The sequence below is a fragment of the Planococcus maritimus genome (assembly GCF_001687625.2).
GTDB lineage: Bacteria > Bacillota > Bacilli > Bacillales_A > Planococcaceae > Planococcus > Planococcus maritimus.
Genome location: NZ_CP016538.2, coordinates 2,230,472 through 2,245,584, shown reverse-complemented (window position 1 = coordinate 2,245,584; position 15,113 = coordinate 2,230,472). Strand labels below are relative to the sequence as shown.

Genomic DNA, 15,113 nt, shown 5'->3' with positions numbered 1-15,113 from the left:
CGGTTCTTTTTAAATGATTTCCCAATTGCGTTCAGTGGCGAGTGTGCGGAGACGTGCTTCTGGCCGCACAGCGACCGGATTGCCAACCAGTTCGAGAACAGGGACGTCTGACAAGCTGTCGCCATAAGCAAAGCTATTTTTCCAATCGATGGCTTGGTCGCCAAGCGCTTCTAAAATTTTCTCGGTTTTAAGTGAACCTTGGATATGGATAACGGCTGTCTTGTGCGCCAGAACATTGGCCTCATAGGGCACTTCCGTACCGATGATTTTTTCGATGGGCAGCTCTTTGGTCACTGCGTGCAAGAGCGGAGTAAACGCACCGGACACCAGCATGCAATAATCTTCGTTTGAGACGTGCTGCTTCAGACGCTCGATAACTTCCTGATTGAAATCATCGTGCATGAGATTAGCGATTTCCCCAAAGTATTCTTCCAGCTCTTGTTTTGAAAAAGTCTCGAGTGCTGCAAGGTATGCCTGGACAGAACGTGCCCGCATTTTTGCTTCCGGGTAGATTTTCAGTTTATGTCCAATATACGGTGGCATGATCGCTCGATAAAATTTACGATACCGTCGGTTATGGACGGGATGGTTTTTTAGGTGGTTCATCATTAACTGAAACGTTTCTTTTGAATATAAAGTGCCATCGAAATCAAATATGGCGACGCGCATAAAATCCCTCCACTCTATTTTCCTGCTGTTTCCATCATAGCGGAAATCCCCAACCTTCACCAAGCATGTTTAATGGTTTTCTTGACAAGGGTATGGAAAGGAAACAACGAAGTTGGAGGGGTAGTCATGGCAAAACAACGAATCACGGTCGGTTACGTAGAATTGACACAAGACGAATCGGACCGCCTATTTGAAGAAGTGAAAAAATCGAGAGGGATCGACTCTTACGGTGAACTCCAAAGTTTAATGGAAGACTACGATTCGACTGTTGAAGAACCGGTCAAACAGCCGCTCAAGGAAGTCCTCGACGAAGAGGAAGCTCCAGAAGAACCGGCGCAGCAAGGCTTGCGTTATATCAATATCTTCAACGCCATCGAAGCTGATGAAAGCTACCGCATCGAAGCGTCAAACCAAGAATAGTTGATAAAAAAGGGAGATCCGATTTTGGATCTCCCTTTTCTCTATTCGTCTTTGTTTCCGATGCAGCGTTCGCATTCGTAGATAATCGACTCGCGGCGTTCCTTGATTTCACAACCGCATTCCCGGCATTCCTTACGTGTACGCGTCTCAAATGTTTGCATGTTTTTCATAGTGATCTCCTCCAGTTATTAGTTTAGTTTTTCATACCCTGGCAGCGTCAAGAATTCAGCAAAATCACTTTGCAACGTGAGACTTGTAAACAACTCGCGGGCTTCCGCGTAGTGTCCGGTATTATAGCGCTGTTCACCGACGGCTCTTTTGATCGAAGCATCTTCTTGGTCGATGACTTCGTGGAACAAACTGACATCGACTTTGCGGCCGTCTTCTAAGACGCCTTTTGGATGGCGAATCCATTGCCACACTTGGGAGCGGGAAATTTCTGCTGTCGCTGCATCTTCCATTAAGTTGTTGATGGGGGCAGCGCCGTTTCCGGAAAGCCAAGAGGCGATGTATTGGATGCCGACCGAGATATTGGAGCGAAGGCCTTCTTCGGTGATCGAGCCTTCTGGAACTTCCACTAATTGCTCTGCTGTCACGTGAACTTCATCGCGCGGTTTGTCGATTTGATTCGGTGTTGGCATATACTTGTCGAATTGTTCCATCGCGGTCTGGACCATTCCAGGATGCGCGACCCACGTGCCGTCATGGCCATTTGTCACTTCACGACGCTTGTCTTCAGCAACTTTGTTGAAAGCAGCTGTATTCGCTTCGTCATCGCCTTTGACCGGAATTTGTGCAGCCATGCCACCCATTGCCGGAGCTCCTCTTCGGTGGCAGGTTTTAATACACAGTGAGGTATAGGCTTTCATGAATGGCACGGTCATTGTCACTTGGGAGCGGTCTGGGAAAATGTACTCCGGATTGTTGCGCAACCGCTTGATGACCGAGAAGATGTAATCCCAGCGGCCGCAGTTGAGGCCGGCTGAATGATCACGCAGTTCGTAGAGGATTTCGTCCATTTCGAATGCGGCCATGATGGTTTCGATTAATACCGTTGCCCGGATCGTGCCTTGCGGAATGCCGAGTTCGTCTTGTGCAAAAATGAACACATCGTTCCAAAGTCGGGCTTCCTGGTGGCTTTCGAGTTTCGGTAAATAGAAGTAAGGGCCAGTACCGTGTTTGATTAACTCTTTGGCGTTATGGAAAAAGTAAAGGCCAAAATCAACGAGGCTGCCGGAAGCCGGTTGGCCATTGATTTGAATATTTTTCTCCGGCAAATGCCAACCGCGGGGGCGGACCATCAAAACCGCTGTTTGTTCATTCAGTGCATATTTCTTGCCGGTTTCAGGAATTTCAAAATCGATTTGGCGGCGTACTGCGTCGCGCAAATTGATTTGGCCATCGATGACGTTAAACCAGTTAGGCGCTGTCGCATCTTCAAGATCCGCCATGAACATCTTCGCCCCGGAGTTCAGGGCGTTGATGAGCATTTTGCGGTTGGTCGGACCGGTGATTTCCACTCGGCGGTCTTTCATATCTTCAGGGAGGGGAGTGATTTTCCAATCCTCTTCACGAATATTTTTCGTTTCAGGAAGGAAATCGAGCTTCTTGCCGCTATCGAGTTCTTGTTGGCGCACTTGTCGTCTCTCGAGCAATTCGATCCGCCGCCTATCAAAACGATCATGCAGCTTTTCAATGAATACCAGCGATTCAGGAGTCAAAATCTCCTTTATGCCTGGAACCGCTTCACCTGTAATCTGTACATTCGATTTTGTCAGCACACGGATCACCCTTTCGCTGTCTGGAATTGCTCGGTTTCAGTTGAGCCTTTCATCGCCGTTGTGGAGCTGGTGCCGCCCGAGACGATTTGTGAGATTTCATCGAAATAGCTAGTTCCGACTTCACGCTGGTGGCGAGTTGCTGTGTAGCCTTTCGATTCTGAAGCGAATTCAGCTTGCTGCAATTTTGAGTAAGCAGCCATGCCGTTGTCCCGGTAATCGTAAGCCAGTTCGAACATGCTGTGGTTGAGTGCATGGAAACCTGCAAGAGTAACGAATTGGAATTTATAGCCCATCTTGCCAAGTTCGACTTGGTATTTCGCGATGGTTTCCTCGTCCAATTTCGCAGCCCAGTTAAATGAAGGAGAGCAGTTATAAGCGAGCATTTTGCCTGGGAATTGTGCATGAATGGCATCGGCGAATTGCTGTGCTTCTTCCAAATTCGGGTGGGACGTTTCACACCAGATCAAGTCAGCATATGGTGCGTAAGCAAGTCCTCGGGCGATGGCTTGGTCAATGCCAGGGTTTGTGCGGTAGAAGCCTTCCGGTGTCCGTTCGCCGGTGATGAACGGATGGTCGCGCTTATCGATATCGCTCGTGATCAAGTCCGCTGCATCTGCATCCGTACGGGCGATGATGAGTGTCGGAACACCCATTACATCAGCTGCCAATCTAGCCGAGACTAGATTTTTCACTGCGTTTTGAGTCGGCAGCAATACTTTACCGCCGAGGTGTCCACATTTTTTCTCTGACGCGAGCTGATCTTCAAAGTGTACGCCAGCTGCACCAGCTTCGATCATCGATTTCATCAATTCGTATACATTGAGCGGTCCGCCAAATCCGGCTTCTGCATCCGCGACGATCGGTGCGAACCAGTCAAAGCCTTCTGTGTTTTCGACGCTGTCGATTTGGTCTGCGCGCTGCAAGGCGCGGTTGATTTTACGTACCACATCTGGAACCGAGTTGACCGGGTACAAGCTTTGGTCCGGATACATTTGGCCTGCAGAGTTGGCGTCCGCTGCAACTTGCCATCCGCTCAAGTAAATGGCCTGAAGCCCGGCTTTCACTTGTTGTACGGCCTGGTTGCCAGTTAATGCGCCTAAAGCGTTCACAAATGGCATCTCGTTAATTTGACGATAGAGGCGCTCAGCTCCGCGTTGTGCGAGTGTTTGCTCGATCAATACCGACCCGCGAAGTTTGACGACATCTTCTGCTGTATAGGGACGTTCGATGTTCTCCCAACGTTTATCGTCTTGCCATGATCGGTTCAATTCCTCGATTTGCTGTTGTTTATTGACCATTCCAACCATCCCTTTCCAGAGTAGAAATATTTTTCATTTCAACTGTATTAATACAGTTTTTTTGATGTATATTAATATATAACAGAATATTCGGTCTGTCCTGAAAAAGTGACAAAAGCTGTTATTGAAGGACGAAAGCCCAAATATTCCGATGAAAGGACTTGGAAGGGGAAATGGCTATGGCAAACATTGTACTGGAACAGGTAGGATTCATCATCGGAGACTGGATTCCAAAAGAGGCATCTATCGCTGTGGCGGTGGAAAATCAGTATATCTACTATAAAGCTGGTGTTCATGATCTCTCCATAAGAGAAGGGCAACCGGTGTCATCCGGTACCATAGCGGCGCGCGTCGCAAAAGAAGGCAGCAAAGTGGAAATGTATGTTGAAGAAGCTGTTCTCGGTTCCGCTTATTATGGGATTGGCTATCCGATCATCCTCGATGACCAGAACGCTGTGCTAGTAATTACTTTGCCACCAGATTACGTGGTAGGGAGAAAAAAGCCCCTAGCATTTTTGACAGGTAAGCAAGAGGACTGTTGGCGGCCAATTCCAGTCGACAAAGTTTCCCATATTGAGAGCAGTCAAAAGAAAACCTGGTTCTATGCAGACGAAGAGCCCTATTGCTCAAGCCATACATTGAAGAACTTGAAAGAGCAATTGCCTGATTATTTCTTAACCGTCCATCGTTCGTTCATCGTCAACGTACACTATATAGAAGAAATTGCAAAAGACGTCACGTCAAATTACGTGCTGACCTTGCGTGATGGCTCCACCATCCCAGTCAGTCAAAACCATACCGCCGAGGTGCGCAGTCGCCTTGGATTTTAACAATCTTTACAATCGTGGCGGCAGGAAATGGGGTGGGCAAGTGGAATACTTTACGCAGAATGCAAAACGAGAAGAAAGGTGGAGGCTGATATGACCATCTGGCCTAAATCCAAGCTTGGCAATATTTCTGTAGTCTTTACGGCTGTCCCTTTATTGCTGGCGTTGATCATAACCCTTGCCGGCGCATTTCAGGAGTTGTCGCTGACGTTTGATGGGGAGATGTCCGATAACTGGCTTTTGACATTTTTTCTCCTAATGTCCCTAGCCTCCTTTGTCGTGGCACTCGTTTCTGGCATCAGTTCGATGCTGATCCGCAGGGAACGTTCCATGGCAGTTATTGCTTCTATTATGGTCTCCGTCATAGCGCTCGTCGTTTCTTGGAGTAGGTGGATATAAGATTCTTCTATACAGAAAAGCCGTTGAGAATTATCTCAACGGCTTTTGTTGATTTACTTCATTTCTTTTGATATTGCTTAATTTTCTCAAGCATTTCTTCCTGTTCTTTATCAACGTCAGAAGTTGCAGGAAGAAAGGGGGTTTTGTTGTAATCTGTCCGTTTCCCATAACGAAGCATCTCATAAATTATCATGCCATTATTGGGCATCCCGCCCTGAATCTTCATGGGAACTACATCAAACAATAGATAAAAAAGGGCATAGAACACGAAACGTTCCCAGAAAGTGATGAAAGTATCGAAGACGTCATTCGCAAGAGCGGCATTAATGGTCAAGGCGAGCGAAAGCGTCATCAAGATTGGGCTGGCATAAAGAAAAATATAGGCGATTTTGCCATCTCGTTTTAAGGAATCATACGAAAACCAGCTATACAATTGATAATATCTGCGCACATCCACAATGCCGATTTTAAAAGCTCTAGGTCCTGAACCAATCGTTAGCCGTGGGTTTTTAACCCCGACCAATGCGCTAGCTATCAAATAGCCGGTTTCCCTTAGTAAAATCGTCAGGGGCAATATAATAAAGGCAGAAATAACGAGTGGTAGAAAGTCGGATAAGCCGAACATCAAACTCTCCTTTCTATCTTTGGGATAAAAACAATAAGTTCATTGAAGAATAATTGTGCAAAATAAAAACGCCAAAAAGAAGCTGGAGCTCTCTTGGCGTTACGCCAGCTCAATTGTCTGACTCACTCTACCCGAATATTTAGTTACACCAGCTGCTTGCTGCTAATTTCGAACAACTCATGTTTTTATGATAGCTAGTGAAATGTCTAAAGTCAAAAATACTACATGCCATCTTGTATCAGAAAAGACAGTGCTAGTGCATTCCAGAGTTTGATGGTTAAAAGACCGGTGAAGGATAGCTGGTTTTCACGTCCGATTTAATGAAGAAAATGATAGAGTCATTAATTCGCCGAATTCTATCTAGGTTAAAATATCATTAAAATAACAAAATAATGGTTGTTTTAATGCGATTAAGGGTACTTAAGTAGTGAATAAATAAACAGGAAAGCGGGGAGGAAAAAATGACTGAATTTCATTTGAAGCCTGTCTCTCCAGCCCAAGAGATAAAGACGCAATCGCAGACACGGAAGAAACGGATCTCCAAAATTCTCTTATCATTGGCGCTCGTATCGTCAGCCGCAGCAGCCGGACCAAGCTTGGCCCCGAGTGCAGCAACTGAAGTGGCCAGTTATTACACGGTGCAAAAAGGGGATACCTATTACAGCATCGCAAAAAAATACGGTTTGGTCGTAGAACAACTAATGGCGGCGAACTTTACCACAAGCACCAGAATTATTGCGGGTCAAAAAATCGCCATTCCGCACAAAAACCAATCGTGGTCCGGAAACCAGGAGAATCTGGACAACCGCAATTACCAAGTGGTCAAAGGGGATACCTTGTACTCCATTTCTAAACGGACCGGCGTTTCCATTGACAGTATCAAGAAAATGAACAATTTAACATCCGATTTGATCATGATTGGACAAGTTTTGACGCTATACCCCGATGTTGGTGTGATTCATCGAACTTCAGCCACTTACTACGTAAAGTCCGGTGATACGAAATACACGCTCCGAAACCAATTCGGCAGCACGGTCACCTTGCCAAGTGGTGAATTGCAGGTACTTCAGCCACTTAAAATCACCGGGAAAGTGCTCGAACTCACGACAGAAGAACCTTTCGGACTAGCAGACGGCCGCGTCATCGAAGTGAAAGTGGGCAGCGATTATTACGCGGTCAATCTCTACCAAGGGAATGGCCCGATTCAGCATTTGGCGGATCGCAACGATTTGCGGATGACATTTACGGTAGTCCGTGTTGGAGAGCGCTATGAAATGGTTTCTTACGCCGTGCAAGAGTTGGAATAGACCCATAGTCGAAGCTTAACTGGCTAGAAAAAATCACCCGGACCAACGTGGCCTGGGTGATTTTTTATGTGGCTTTTCTTACATGCGGTTTGATCTTCTCATGCAGTTGCATGCTGCAGCTTAGTTTTCTCGCAAACGAGAATTTCACGTAAGAACAGCGATTTTTTGGCAATGCAGCGGTCGATAATTGTGAATCCCGCTTTTTCTATCATGTGGTCGATCGGCTCGATGGTGACCACCAGCAGTTTTTCTGTGACCGGCAAGGCATGGCGAAGAATCTCTTGTTGTTCATCGGGAGTGGCATGTGTGTATAGGTTATAAGGCATATCGATAATCGCGACATCGTATTGCTCTTGAATGTCGGCGATGGCACCTAAATCGACCGAACCGGACAAGCCAAAATGGGCGATGTTTTCCCGCGAGCCGTCGACAACAAGCGGATTGATGTCACGTCCGACAATATCGATGCCCATAGATAGCGCTTCGACCAGTACGGTTCCGATGCCGCAGCAGGGGTCAATTGCTTTGATGCCTAGCGGTTCTGGAACGGCAATATTGGCAATCGCCCGTGCGGTTTTTGTGCTGAGCGCTGTTGAATATTCACGCGGTTTTTGCTGGTGTTTAAACCATACCGATTCACTCAATTGGTAGATGCCAAAATGCCAGCAGCCCTCAAAGGGGATCAAGCCAAATATCATATCTGGATTGTGGACATTGGCTTTCCCTTTAATGACAAAACCGATTTGGCGTTCCATGTCGCGCTTGTCTTCAAAGCTTACTTGCTCAGTTGCGTCCAGACCGTTGATTTTTGGGAAAATCACTTTGAATGTTGCTTGTTCCATATCCAGTTGTGCGGCTTGTTTTACGATAGCGGCAAAATCAGGTCCTTCAAACAATAGCTCGACTCGCTCTTTGATGAACGGACTTCTGCCTGGCGCGATGGCACGATGGCTTTTGATGACTTTGCTATCCGTATCCTGTCCAAAAAATGCGCGCATTTCCAATTGGCATAAATCTTTTTCGTCTTGATGATAAGCATAGGTGTATAAAAATCCGCCCATTGGCGATAATGGTTTCAATTCATCCCGTCCTTTAAATGGTTCTTCTTTTATTAAGTATACCAATAACTGCAGGCCAAGCAGTGAATAGAGCTGCAAAAGGAAGATTTTTGTGCAAATACAGTACCCAGCCTCTAAGACCTGGAATAGTCGCGCTTGCTTATGAAAGGGCGTGATTTTGACCGAAGAACCCCCAGCCATCATGCGTAAGCAAACTGGCTGGGGGTTCTATTTGTGGTTTAAGTGAGCGTGGATATTTTTTATTTACACAAGCCCGAGCAAGTATCAGGCGACACAACTACATGGACGAAGCTTTTTAAAAACAAAGTTAAGCGAATATCTTGCCGGGGTTCAAGATGTTGTCCGGGTCGAGCATCTGCTTGACGTTTTTGAAAAGAGTTAAGGCTTCGCCATGTTCACTTTTTTGAAACTGTTGCTTGCCGAGGCCAACGCCGTGTTCACCGGTGCATGTGCCACCGAGTTCGATGGCACGAAACGCCAGTTGGTCATTGATGCCAAAAGCCACTCGTTTTTGCTCTAGGGATTCAGGATCGTAAACGATGCATGTATGAAAATTGCCATCGCCAATATGGCCGAGCAAACCGCCTTCTAATCCGCTTGCCTCAATCAGTTTGCGCCCGTGCTCCAATAGATCCGGCAATTTGGAAATTGGCACGCAGACATCACCGCCCGTGACGGATACGCCAGGCTGGTGGCGGTAAGCGTAGGCCATTTCGTGACGCGCTTTCCAAATAGTCGCGCGTTCTTCAGCATCGACTGCGACATGCCAATTCTGTGCGCCAAGATCGGTCATCAACTCTTCTGCAATTCGCGCGTCTTCACTGGCCGACTGTGTCAGTCCAGCAAACTCGAAAAACAGTGAATGCTTTTCGGGCAAGCCGTAGCCGCCGTATTCGTTGACTTTCTTGATGCTCTGGGCGTCGACGAATTCCATGCGTTGAACCGGAATGCCCATCAATAACACATTGTTTGCCGCTTCGGCACATTCACGTGGAGTGTCGAAGGTGCACGAGGCAGCGATAACGTGCTCCGGGATGGCGTGGAGCTTTAACGTGATTTCGGTGATGATGCCAAGCGTTCCTTCAGAGCCGACAAACAACCCGCCAATCGAATAGCCAGAAGAAGATTTCTTGGCTTTTGTGCCGGTGTGGATGATGCTGCCGTTTGCCAGCACCACTTCCATGTCCAGTATTTGGTCGCGCATGACGCCGTATCGGACAGCGGTCGTGCCGCTTGCGTTGGTCGCAGCCATGCCGCCGATCGATGCATCGGCTCCGGGATCAATGGGAAACTGCAAACCTTGCCGATTGATGCGCCGGTTCAGGGCAAGGCGCGTGATACCCGGCTGAACAGTAACGAGCAAATCTTCCGGAGCAAAATGAAACACTTGGTTCATCCGTTCGAAATTAAGCGAGATGCCTTTTTGAACCGGGATGGCGGATCCTTCGAGCCCCGATCCTGCACCGAAAGCGGTAACTGGGATTTGTTGCTCTTTTGCAAAGGCAAGCACTACCTGGACATCTTTTGTGCTTTCAGGAAAGCATACCAGGTCTGGTTCTACAGGTGCGTGATCAGATTCATCGTGGCTATGGCGATAGCATTCGCCTTCGCTTGTGGATACTTGGCCAGGATTCAAGCGGCCAGAAAGAATTTCGACCCATTTAGTGGTTTCGGTGATGGGCATGTGAACAACTCCTTTTTATTTTATACAAGAATATGCATACGAGTTAGTTTGGTCGGTAGAACCGTAGCTTAAAAGTATAGATTCTTTAACGAAAAAAGGATATGTCTAAAATGTGAATTTATTCTGAAATTTATGTTTACAAACAAAAATGAGTATTCTATACTTTCTGTATACAGTATACACTGTGGAAATTTGGGATGGGAAGGGAGGAATCATGAGAAAAATCGTCAAGCAGCCGACATTAGCGGAACAGGCATATGAAGCTATCAAAAAAATGATCATCACTGGAGAATTGAAGCCAGGAGACGAACTACCGGAAGAAAAGCTCGCAGCAGAGCTAGGGATCAGCCGAACGCCACTGCGGGAGGCACTGAAAAGACTCGCTGTTGATGCGCTTATCGAGTTAAGAAAAACAAAACCGGCGCTTGTCGCCAGATTTACCCACCAGGACGTCAAGGAAATCATGGAGCTCAGGAGATTGCTTGAGATTTACGGAATTGAAGGGTTATCGAAAGCAGATCAACAGCATGTCTTAAAAGAATTACGCTATGCCCATGAGCGTCAATGGGAAGCGATTCAAGCGCATGATTTTGCGGAATTCATGGATTGGGATCAATGGTTCCACGATCAATTTTATGAAAACCACCCAAACCAGCGTTTACGGGAATTGATCCACACCGTCAATACAGGAGGCAGCCGCGCCTTTTTACTGCTATCCAAGAAAGTATTCGATAGTGCCGTGATTGCTCACGGGGAACACGGTGCCATCATTGAAGCATTAGAGCAAGGAGATTTAGAGAAGACGAAAAAACACTTGGCTGCCCATCTCGACAATATCGAGGACAGGCTGCTGAAATACATTTCACAGGAGGAACTATGAAAAAACTTACTGGACTTATTTTACTGATGCTTGTATTAATCCTTGCCGCTTGCGGACGCCCGGATAGTGGCAGTTCGTCAGACGGCGAAGGGGGAGAAGGCGAAACGTATACAATCCGTCTCGCCCATTTAGTACCGGAAGAGCAGTCATCACACGTAGCAGCAGTCGATTTCAAAGAAAAGCTAGAAGCCGAATCGGATGGCCGCTTGAAAGTGGAACTATACCCGAATGGTCAGCTTTATGGTTCAGATCGTGAAGCGATCGAAGCCGTACAGCTCGGCAATATTGAAATGACCATTCCGGCAGTAGCGGCGATGGCGTCGTTCAACGAAAAATTCCAAGTTTTCGATTTGCCTTTCTTGTTCAATAACAACGAAGCGGCGTATAAAGCGCTTGATGGGGATTTGGGCCAGGAATTGATGGCTGATTTGGAAAGCAATGGCTTGAAAGGGCTAGTGTTCGGGGAAAACGGCTTCCGCCACGTGTCCAATAACGAAGGGCCGATTGAAAAACCGGAAGATATGGAAGGGTTGAAGATGCGCACACTTGAAAGCCCACTCCACACCGATACATTCAATGCATTCGGTGCCAACGCCTCGCCATTTGCATTCGGCGAATTATACACAGCCTTGCAGCAAGGGACATACGATGCAATGGATTGCCCGATTTCGCTTTATTACACGAATAAATTTTATGAAGTTCAGGATTATCTGACATTGACAGGCCATGTTTATGCAGCGACTTCTCTTCTCATGAACGATGATTTCTACAATGACTTGCCGGAAGATCTGCAAGAATTGTTGATGGAGGCGTCTGAAGACTTCCGGACTCAACAGCGGGAACTTGCCCAGCAGCAGGACACTGAGTTCATGGACCAATTAGAAGCAGAGGGCATGCAGATCAACGACTTGACTGATGAACAGCGCGACGCATTCCGCGAAGCAGCAGCACCGGTTTACGAAAAATACGAAGGCCAAATCGGCGCGGACTTGATCGACCGTGCGCTTGAGGCAAATAACTAAGCAATGACAGATGAAAAATCAAGGACCAGGCTCCTTGATTTTTCTTTTTAGAAAGGAAGATTCCGATGATAAAGAAATTCGCGAAAGCAGAAGAAGCATTATTGGTGCTGACGCTGGTTGCGATGGTCGCCTTGATATTTGGCCAAGTGGTCGGCCGCTACGTATTTTCCAATGCACCGAGCTGGACAGAGGAAATGGCACGCTACATCCACATTTTCCAAGTGTGGATCGGTGCAAGTTACGCAGTGAAACTGCGCGAGCATATCCGTGTGGAAGCGTTCATAACCCGCTTTCATGGACTTGCCAGAAAAATCTTGGAAACCATTTCATTATTGATTTGGTTTGCGATGGCGTTATTCCTAGCTTATTTCGGGACCATGTTGGTCATGCAAAGCTTATCAAACGGCCAAGTCACGCCGGCTATGCAATTGCCGATGTGGATCCCGTTCCTGGCGATTCCAATCGGCGGCATCGGCATGTGCATCCGCTTGATCGTGCAATTGCGCCAAATTTGGAAAGGCGATTACGAAATGCATAAAGACGGGGGTGTCCAGGCATGACGATTGCCCTGTTATTCGGTACCTTATTTATTTGTTTATTGATCGGTGTGCCAATTGCCATCTCGCTCGGAGTATCTGCACTGACGGCCATTTATTTTGGTACGACGATGCCGCTGAGCATTATTACGCAAAAAGCGTTCACTTCGCTTGATTCCTTCCCGCTGCTTGCGATTCCGTTTTTCATGCTTGCGGGCGTATTAATGGGCAAGGGCGGCGTTTCGAAACGCTTACTAAACCTCGCTTCTGCGATGGTCGGCTGGATGACCGGCGGGCTTAGTATGGTAACCATTGTTGCCTGCATGTTCTTCGCCGCGATATCCGGTTCTGGCCCAGCAACAGTTGCGGCAATTGGCGGCTTCATGATTCCGGCGATGGTTGCGCGCAAATATAGCGGCGGGTTTGCTTCTGCCATAGCGGCCTCTGCTGGTTCGATTGGCGTCATGATTCCGCCAAGTATTCCGTTCGTTTTGTATGGCGTCATCGGCAGCGTGTCCGTCGGCAGCATGTTCCTGGCCGGAATCTTGCCAGGGTTATTAGTCGGTGCAGCACTCATGCTGACAGCTTATGTGATCTCGAAAAAACGCGGCTATAGACCGGAACCCGGCAAAGAATCGGAATTCCATTTGAAGGATGTCGGAACGGCATTTTGGGACGCTAAATGGGCGCTGCTCATTCCAGTCATCATCCTTGGCGGCATTTACGGAGGGGTCTTCTCTCCGACAGAAGCGGCAGTCGTCGCTGTAGTTTATGCCATTATTATCGGGAAATTCGTTTACAAGGAACTGACTTGGAAAGGACTATACGAAAGTTTCCGCGAAACGATCGTCATCAATGCCACGACGATGATCATTATCGGCTTATCAGTGTCTTTCGCTTATTTTATGACCATCCAGCAAATTCCGGGAGAGATTTCCGATTATTTAACGGCGTTATCAACCAATCCATTCGTTATTTTGCTCGCAATTAATGTATTATTGCTCGTAGTGGGCATGTTTATCGATACGATTTCAGCACTCGTTGTATTGACGCCAATCCTGCTGCCGATCGTCACGGAAGTGGGCGTAGATCCTGTCCATTTCGGTGTAGTGCTCGTCGCGAACTTGGCTATCGGTTTTGTCACCCCTCCGCTCGGCGTCAATTTGTTTGTCGCTTCGAGTGTTGGGGGAGTCAAGTTCGAGCGAATCGCTTATGCGGTCCTGCCGTTCTTGTTCACGATGATTGTGTGCCTATTGGTCATCACTTTCGTCCCGCAGCTTTCCTTGTGGTTGCCAGGGCTTTATGAATAAGAGCTATTCCTAATTTCAGAAAGGTTGTTTTCCTATGAGCATGAAAATTAATAAACGGGCGGAATCGATTGTCTTCTCGGGGATCCGTCAATTCGCCAATCAAATGATAGATTACCCGGATGCCGTTAACTTGACGGTCGGACAGCCAGATTTCCCGACTCCTGAGGCGGTTAAGCAAGCGGGCATCGATGCCATCCGCAATAACCAAACCAATTACACGCATAACGCCGGCGTCTTGGAGTTGCGTCAGGCCATCCAATCTTTTTTCAAAGATAGCTACGGCTTGTCGTACCGGACTGAAGACGAGATCATTGTGACGAATGGCGCGAGTGAGGGCTTGGACTCGGTGTTCCGTACGATTCTTGAAGAAGGCGATGAAGTCATCCTGCCGGCCCCGACCTACTCGGGCTATGCGCCTTTAGTGGAACTATGCGGCGGCAAAGTCGTCTACTTGGATACATCGGAAAGTGATTTTAAGCCGGATCCTGAAGCGCTTGAACGCTTGATCAACGATCGTACCAAAGCGGTATTGATGAATTTTCCGTCGAACCCGACAGGCATTACGATGACGATGGAAGAATTGTCCGTTTTAAAGGAAGTCTTTGAACGCCACGAATTGTACATCGTGACAGATGAGATCTACAGCGAAAATACATTCGGCGGCGCCCATTGCACATTTGCCTGCTTCGATAGCCTGCGTGATCAAACGGTGCTCATTCACGGCTTGTCGAAATCCCATTCGATGACAGGGTGGCGCATTGGCTATATTTTAGGTCCAGCGAAGTTGATGGAGCATGTCCTGAAAGTGCATCAATATAATGCCATCTGTGCTTCAGCCCCAGCGCAATATGCTGCGATTGAAGCGTTGACAAATCAGCGTCACGTACCTGCAGAGATGAACAAGGCCTATATCGAACGACGTGATTTTGTTTACGGACGCTTGATCGAAATGGGTATAGACGTCATTAAGCCAAATGGTGCTTTCTATATCTTCCCCTCGATTGAGAAATTCGGGCTGCCATCTTACGAATTCGCCATCCGTTTGTTGAAAGAAGGCGGAGTAGCGGCTGTTCCTGGCTCTGCTTTCACGGAATACGGAGAAGGGTTCTTGCGCATTTCCTATGCCTACAGCATGCCGGTCCTTGAACAAGGTATGGATCGTCTGGAGAAATTTGTGTCCTCTCTTCATGAAAAGTAAAGCAGCATCAATTTGAGCAGCCCGTGCAGGATGTCTGCTGCGGGCTGTTTCGTGCATTTACATATGGAAAAGTAAGTT

Annotated in this window: 16 protein-coding genes; 9 read left to right on the top strand and 7 right to left on the bottom strand. The window is 47.4% G+C overall.

The genetic code is table 11. From position 1 onward, the window contains the following. Window positions 1-9: 9 nt before the first annotated feature. Entirely contained in the window at window positions 10-669 is a 660-nt protein-coding gene (locus BBI11_RS11260; RefSeq protein WP_068463361.1) for an HAD family hydrolase, read from the bottom strand. Between the two features lie 126 nt (window positions 670-795). Between BBI11_RS11260 and BBI11_RS11255 the strand changes: the two genes are divergently transcribed. Then, entirely contained in the window at window positions 796-1,089 is a 294-nt protein-coding gene (locus BBI11_RS11255; RefSeq protein WP_068463359.1) for a hypothetical protein, read from the top strand. 41 nt (window positions 1,090-1,130) lie between these two features. Here BBI11_RS11255 and BBI11_RS16555 read toward each other — a convergent pair whose 3' ends face one another. From BBI11_RS16555 to aceA, 3 genes are read right to left on the bottom strand one after another with little or no spacing between them, the layout of a single operon-like run. Continuing rightward, window positions 1,131-1,259, bottom strand: coding sequence for a YhfH family protein (locus BBI11_RS16555; RefSeq protein ID WP_208597135.1), 129 nt, complete (start codon window positions 1,257-1,259; stop codon window positions 1,131-1,133). Between the two features lie 18 nt (window positions 1,260-1,277). Next, entirely contained in the window at window positions 1,278-2,879 is a 1,602-nt protein-coding gene (gene aceB / locus BBI11_RS11250) for a malate synthase A (protein ID WP_418312503.1), read from the bottom strand. Next, on the bottom strand, window positions 2,876-4,168 hold the full coding sequence (gene aceA / locus BBI11_RS11245; RefSeq protein ID WP_068463355.1) for an isocitrate lyase: 1,293 nt from the start codon (window positions 4,166-4,168) through the stop codon (window positions 2,876-2,878). The genes aceB and aceA overlap by 4 nt, the downstream gene beginning before the upstream one ends. Before the next feature lie 179 nt (window positions 4,169-4,347). Here aceA and BBI11_RS11240 point away from each other — a divergent pair, with 179 nt between their 5' ends. Next, window positions 4,348-4,998: a LytTR family DNA-binding domain-containing protein gene (locus BBI11_RS11240; RefSeq protein WP_068463354.1), complete on the top strand. Its 651-nt coding sequence runs from the start codon at window positions 4,348-4,350 to the stop codon at window positions 4,996-4,998. A 90-nt stretch (window positions 4,999-5,088) separates the two neighbouring features. Next, on the top strand, window positions 5,089-5,394 hold the full coding sequence (locus BBI11_RS11235) for a hypothetical protein (RefSeq protein WP_071348627.1): 306 nt from the start codon (window positions 5,089-5,091) through the stop codon (window positions 5,392-5,394). Between the two features lie 58 nt (window positions 5,395-5,452). On the opposite strand, the gene BBI11_RS11230 is transcribed toward BBI11_RS11235, so the two are convergent. Further along, window positions 5,453-6,019 carry a hypothetical protein gene (locus tag BBI11_RS11230; RefSeq protein WP_068463350.1) on the bottom strand — a complete coding sequence of 189 codons (567 nt, stop codon included), beginning with the start codon at window positions 6,017-6,019 and terminating at the stop codon, window positions 5,453-5,455. Between the two features lie 461 nt (window positions 6,020-6,480). Here BBI11_RS11230 and BBI11_RS11225 point away from each other — a divergent pair, with 461 nt between their 5' ends. Beyond that, a complete protein-coding gene (locus tag BBI11_RS11225) occupies window positions 6,481-7,326 on the top strand; it encodes a LysM peptidoglycan-binding domain-containing protein (protein WP_068463347.1) in 846 nt (281 codons plus the stop codon). Window positions 7,327-7,424: 98 nt separating this feature from the next. Here the strand turns inward: BBI11_RS11225 and BBI11_RS11220 are convergent, their stop codons facing one another. Together BBI11_RS11220 and BBI11_RS11215 are read right to left on the bottom strand one after the other, a co-directional pair. After that, entirely contained in the window at window positions 7,425-8,387 is a 963-nt protein-coding gene (locus BBI11_RS11220; protein WP_068465742.1) for a TRM11 family SAM-dependent methyltransferase, read from the bottom strand. A 325-nt stretch (window positions 8,388-8,712) separates the two neighbouring features. Then, window positions 8,713-10,089, bottom strand: coding sequence for an FAD-binding oxidoreductase (locus tag BBI11_RS11215; protein ID WP_068463345.1), 1,377 nt, complete (start codon window positions 10,087-10,089; stop codon window positions 8,713-8,715). A gap of 214 nt (window positions 10,090-10,303) precedes the next feature. Here BBI11_RS11215 and BBI11_RS11210 point away from each other — a divergent pair, with 214 nt between their 5' ends. From BBI11_RS11210 to BBI11_RS11190, 5 genes are all read left to right on the top strand, one after another. Then, window positions 10,304-10,969, top strand: coding sequence for a GntR family transcriptional regulator (locus BBI11_RS11210; protein ID WP_068463343.1), 666 nt, complete (start codon window positions 10,304-10,306; stop codon window positions 10,967-10,969). Beyond that, window positions 10,966-11,991, top strand: a complete 1,026-nt coding sequence (locus tag BBI11_RS11205; RefSeq protein ID WP_068463342.1) for a TRAP transporter substrate-binding protein — start codon at window positions 10,966-10,968, stop codon at window positions 11,989-11,991. The genes BBI11_RS11210 and BBI11_RS11205 overlap by 4 nt, the downstream gene beginning before the upstream one ends. 65 nt (window positions 11,992-12,056) lie before the next feature. Further along, the gene (locus BBI11_RS11200) at window positions 12,057-12,551 is read left to right on the top strand and encodes a TRAP transporter small permease (RefSeq protein ID WP_068463340.1); all 495 of its coding nucleotides are present in this window, start codon (window positions 12,057-12,059) and stop codon (window positions 12,549-12,551) included. Beyond that, window positions 12,548-13,837 (top strand): TRAP transporter large permease, encoded by a 1,290-nt coding sequence (locus tag BBI11_RS11195; protein ID WP_068463338.1) that lies wholly within the window; start codon window positions 12,548-12,550, stop codon window positions 13,835-13,837. The genes BBI11_RS11200 and BBI11_RS11195 overlap by 4 nt, the downstream gene beginning before the upstream one ends. Window positions 13,838-13,871: 34 nt before the next feature. After that, entirely contained in the window at window positions 13,872-15,035 is a 1,164-nt protein-coding gene (locus BBI11_RS11190; RefSeq protein WP_068463336.1) for an aminotransferase class I/II-fold pyridoxal phosphate-dependent enzyme, read from the top strand. Window positions 15,036-15,113: the final 78 nt, after the last annotated feature.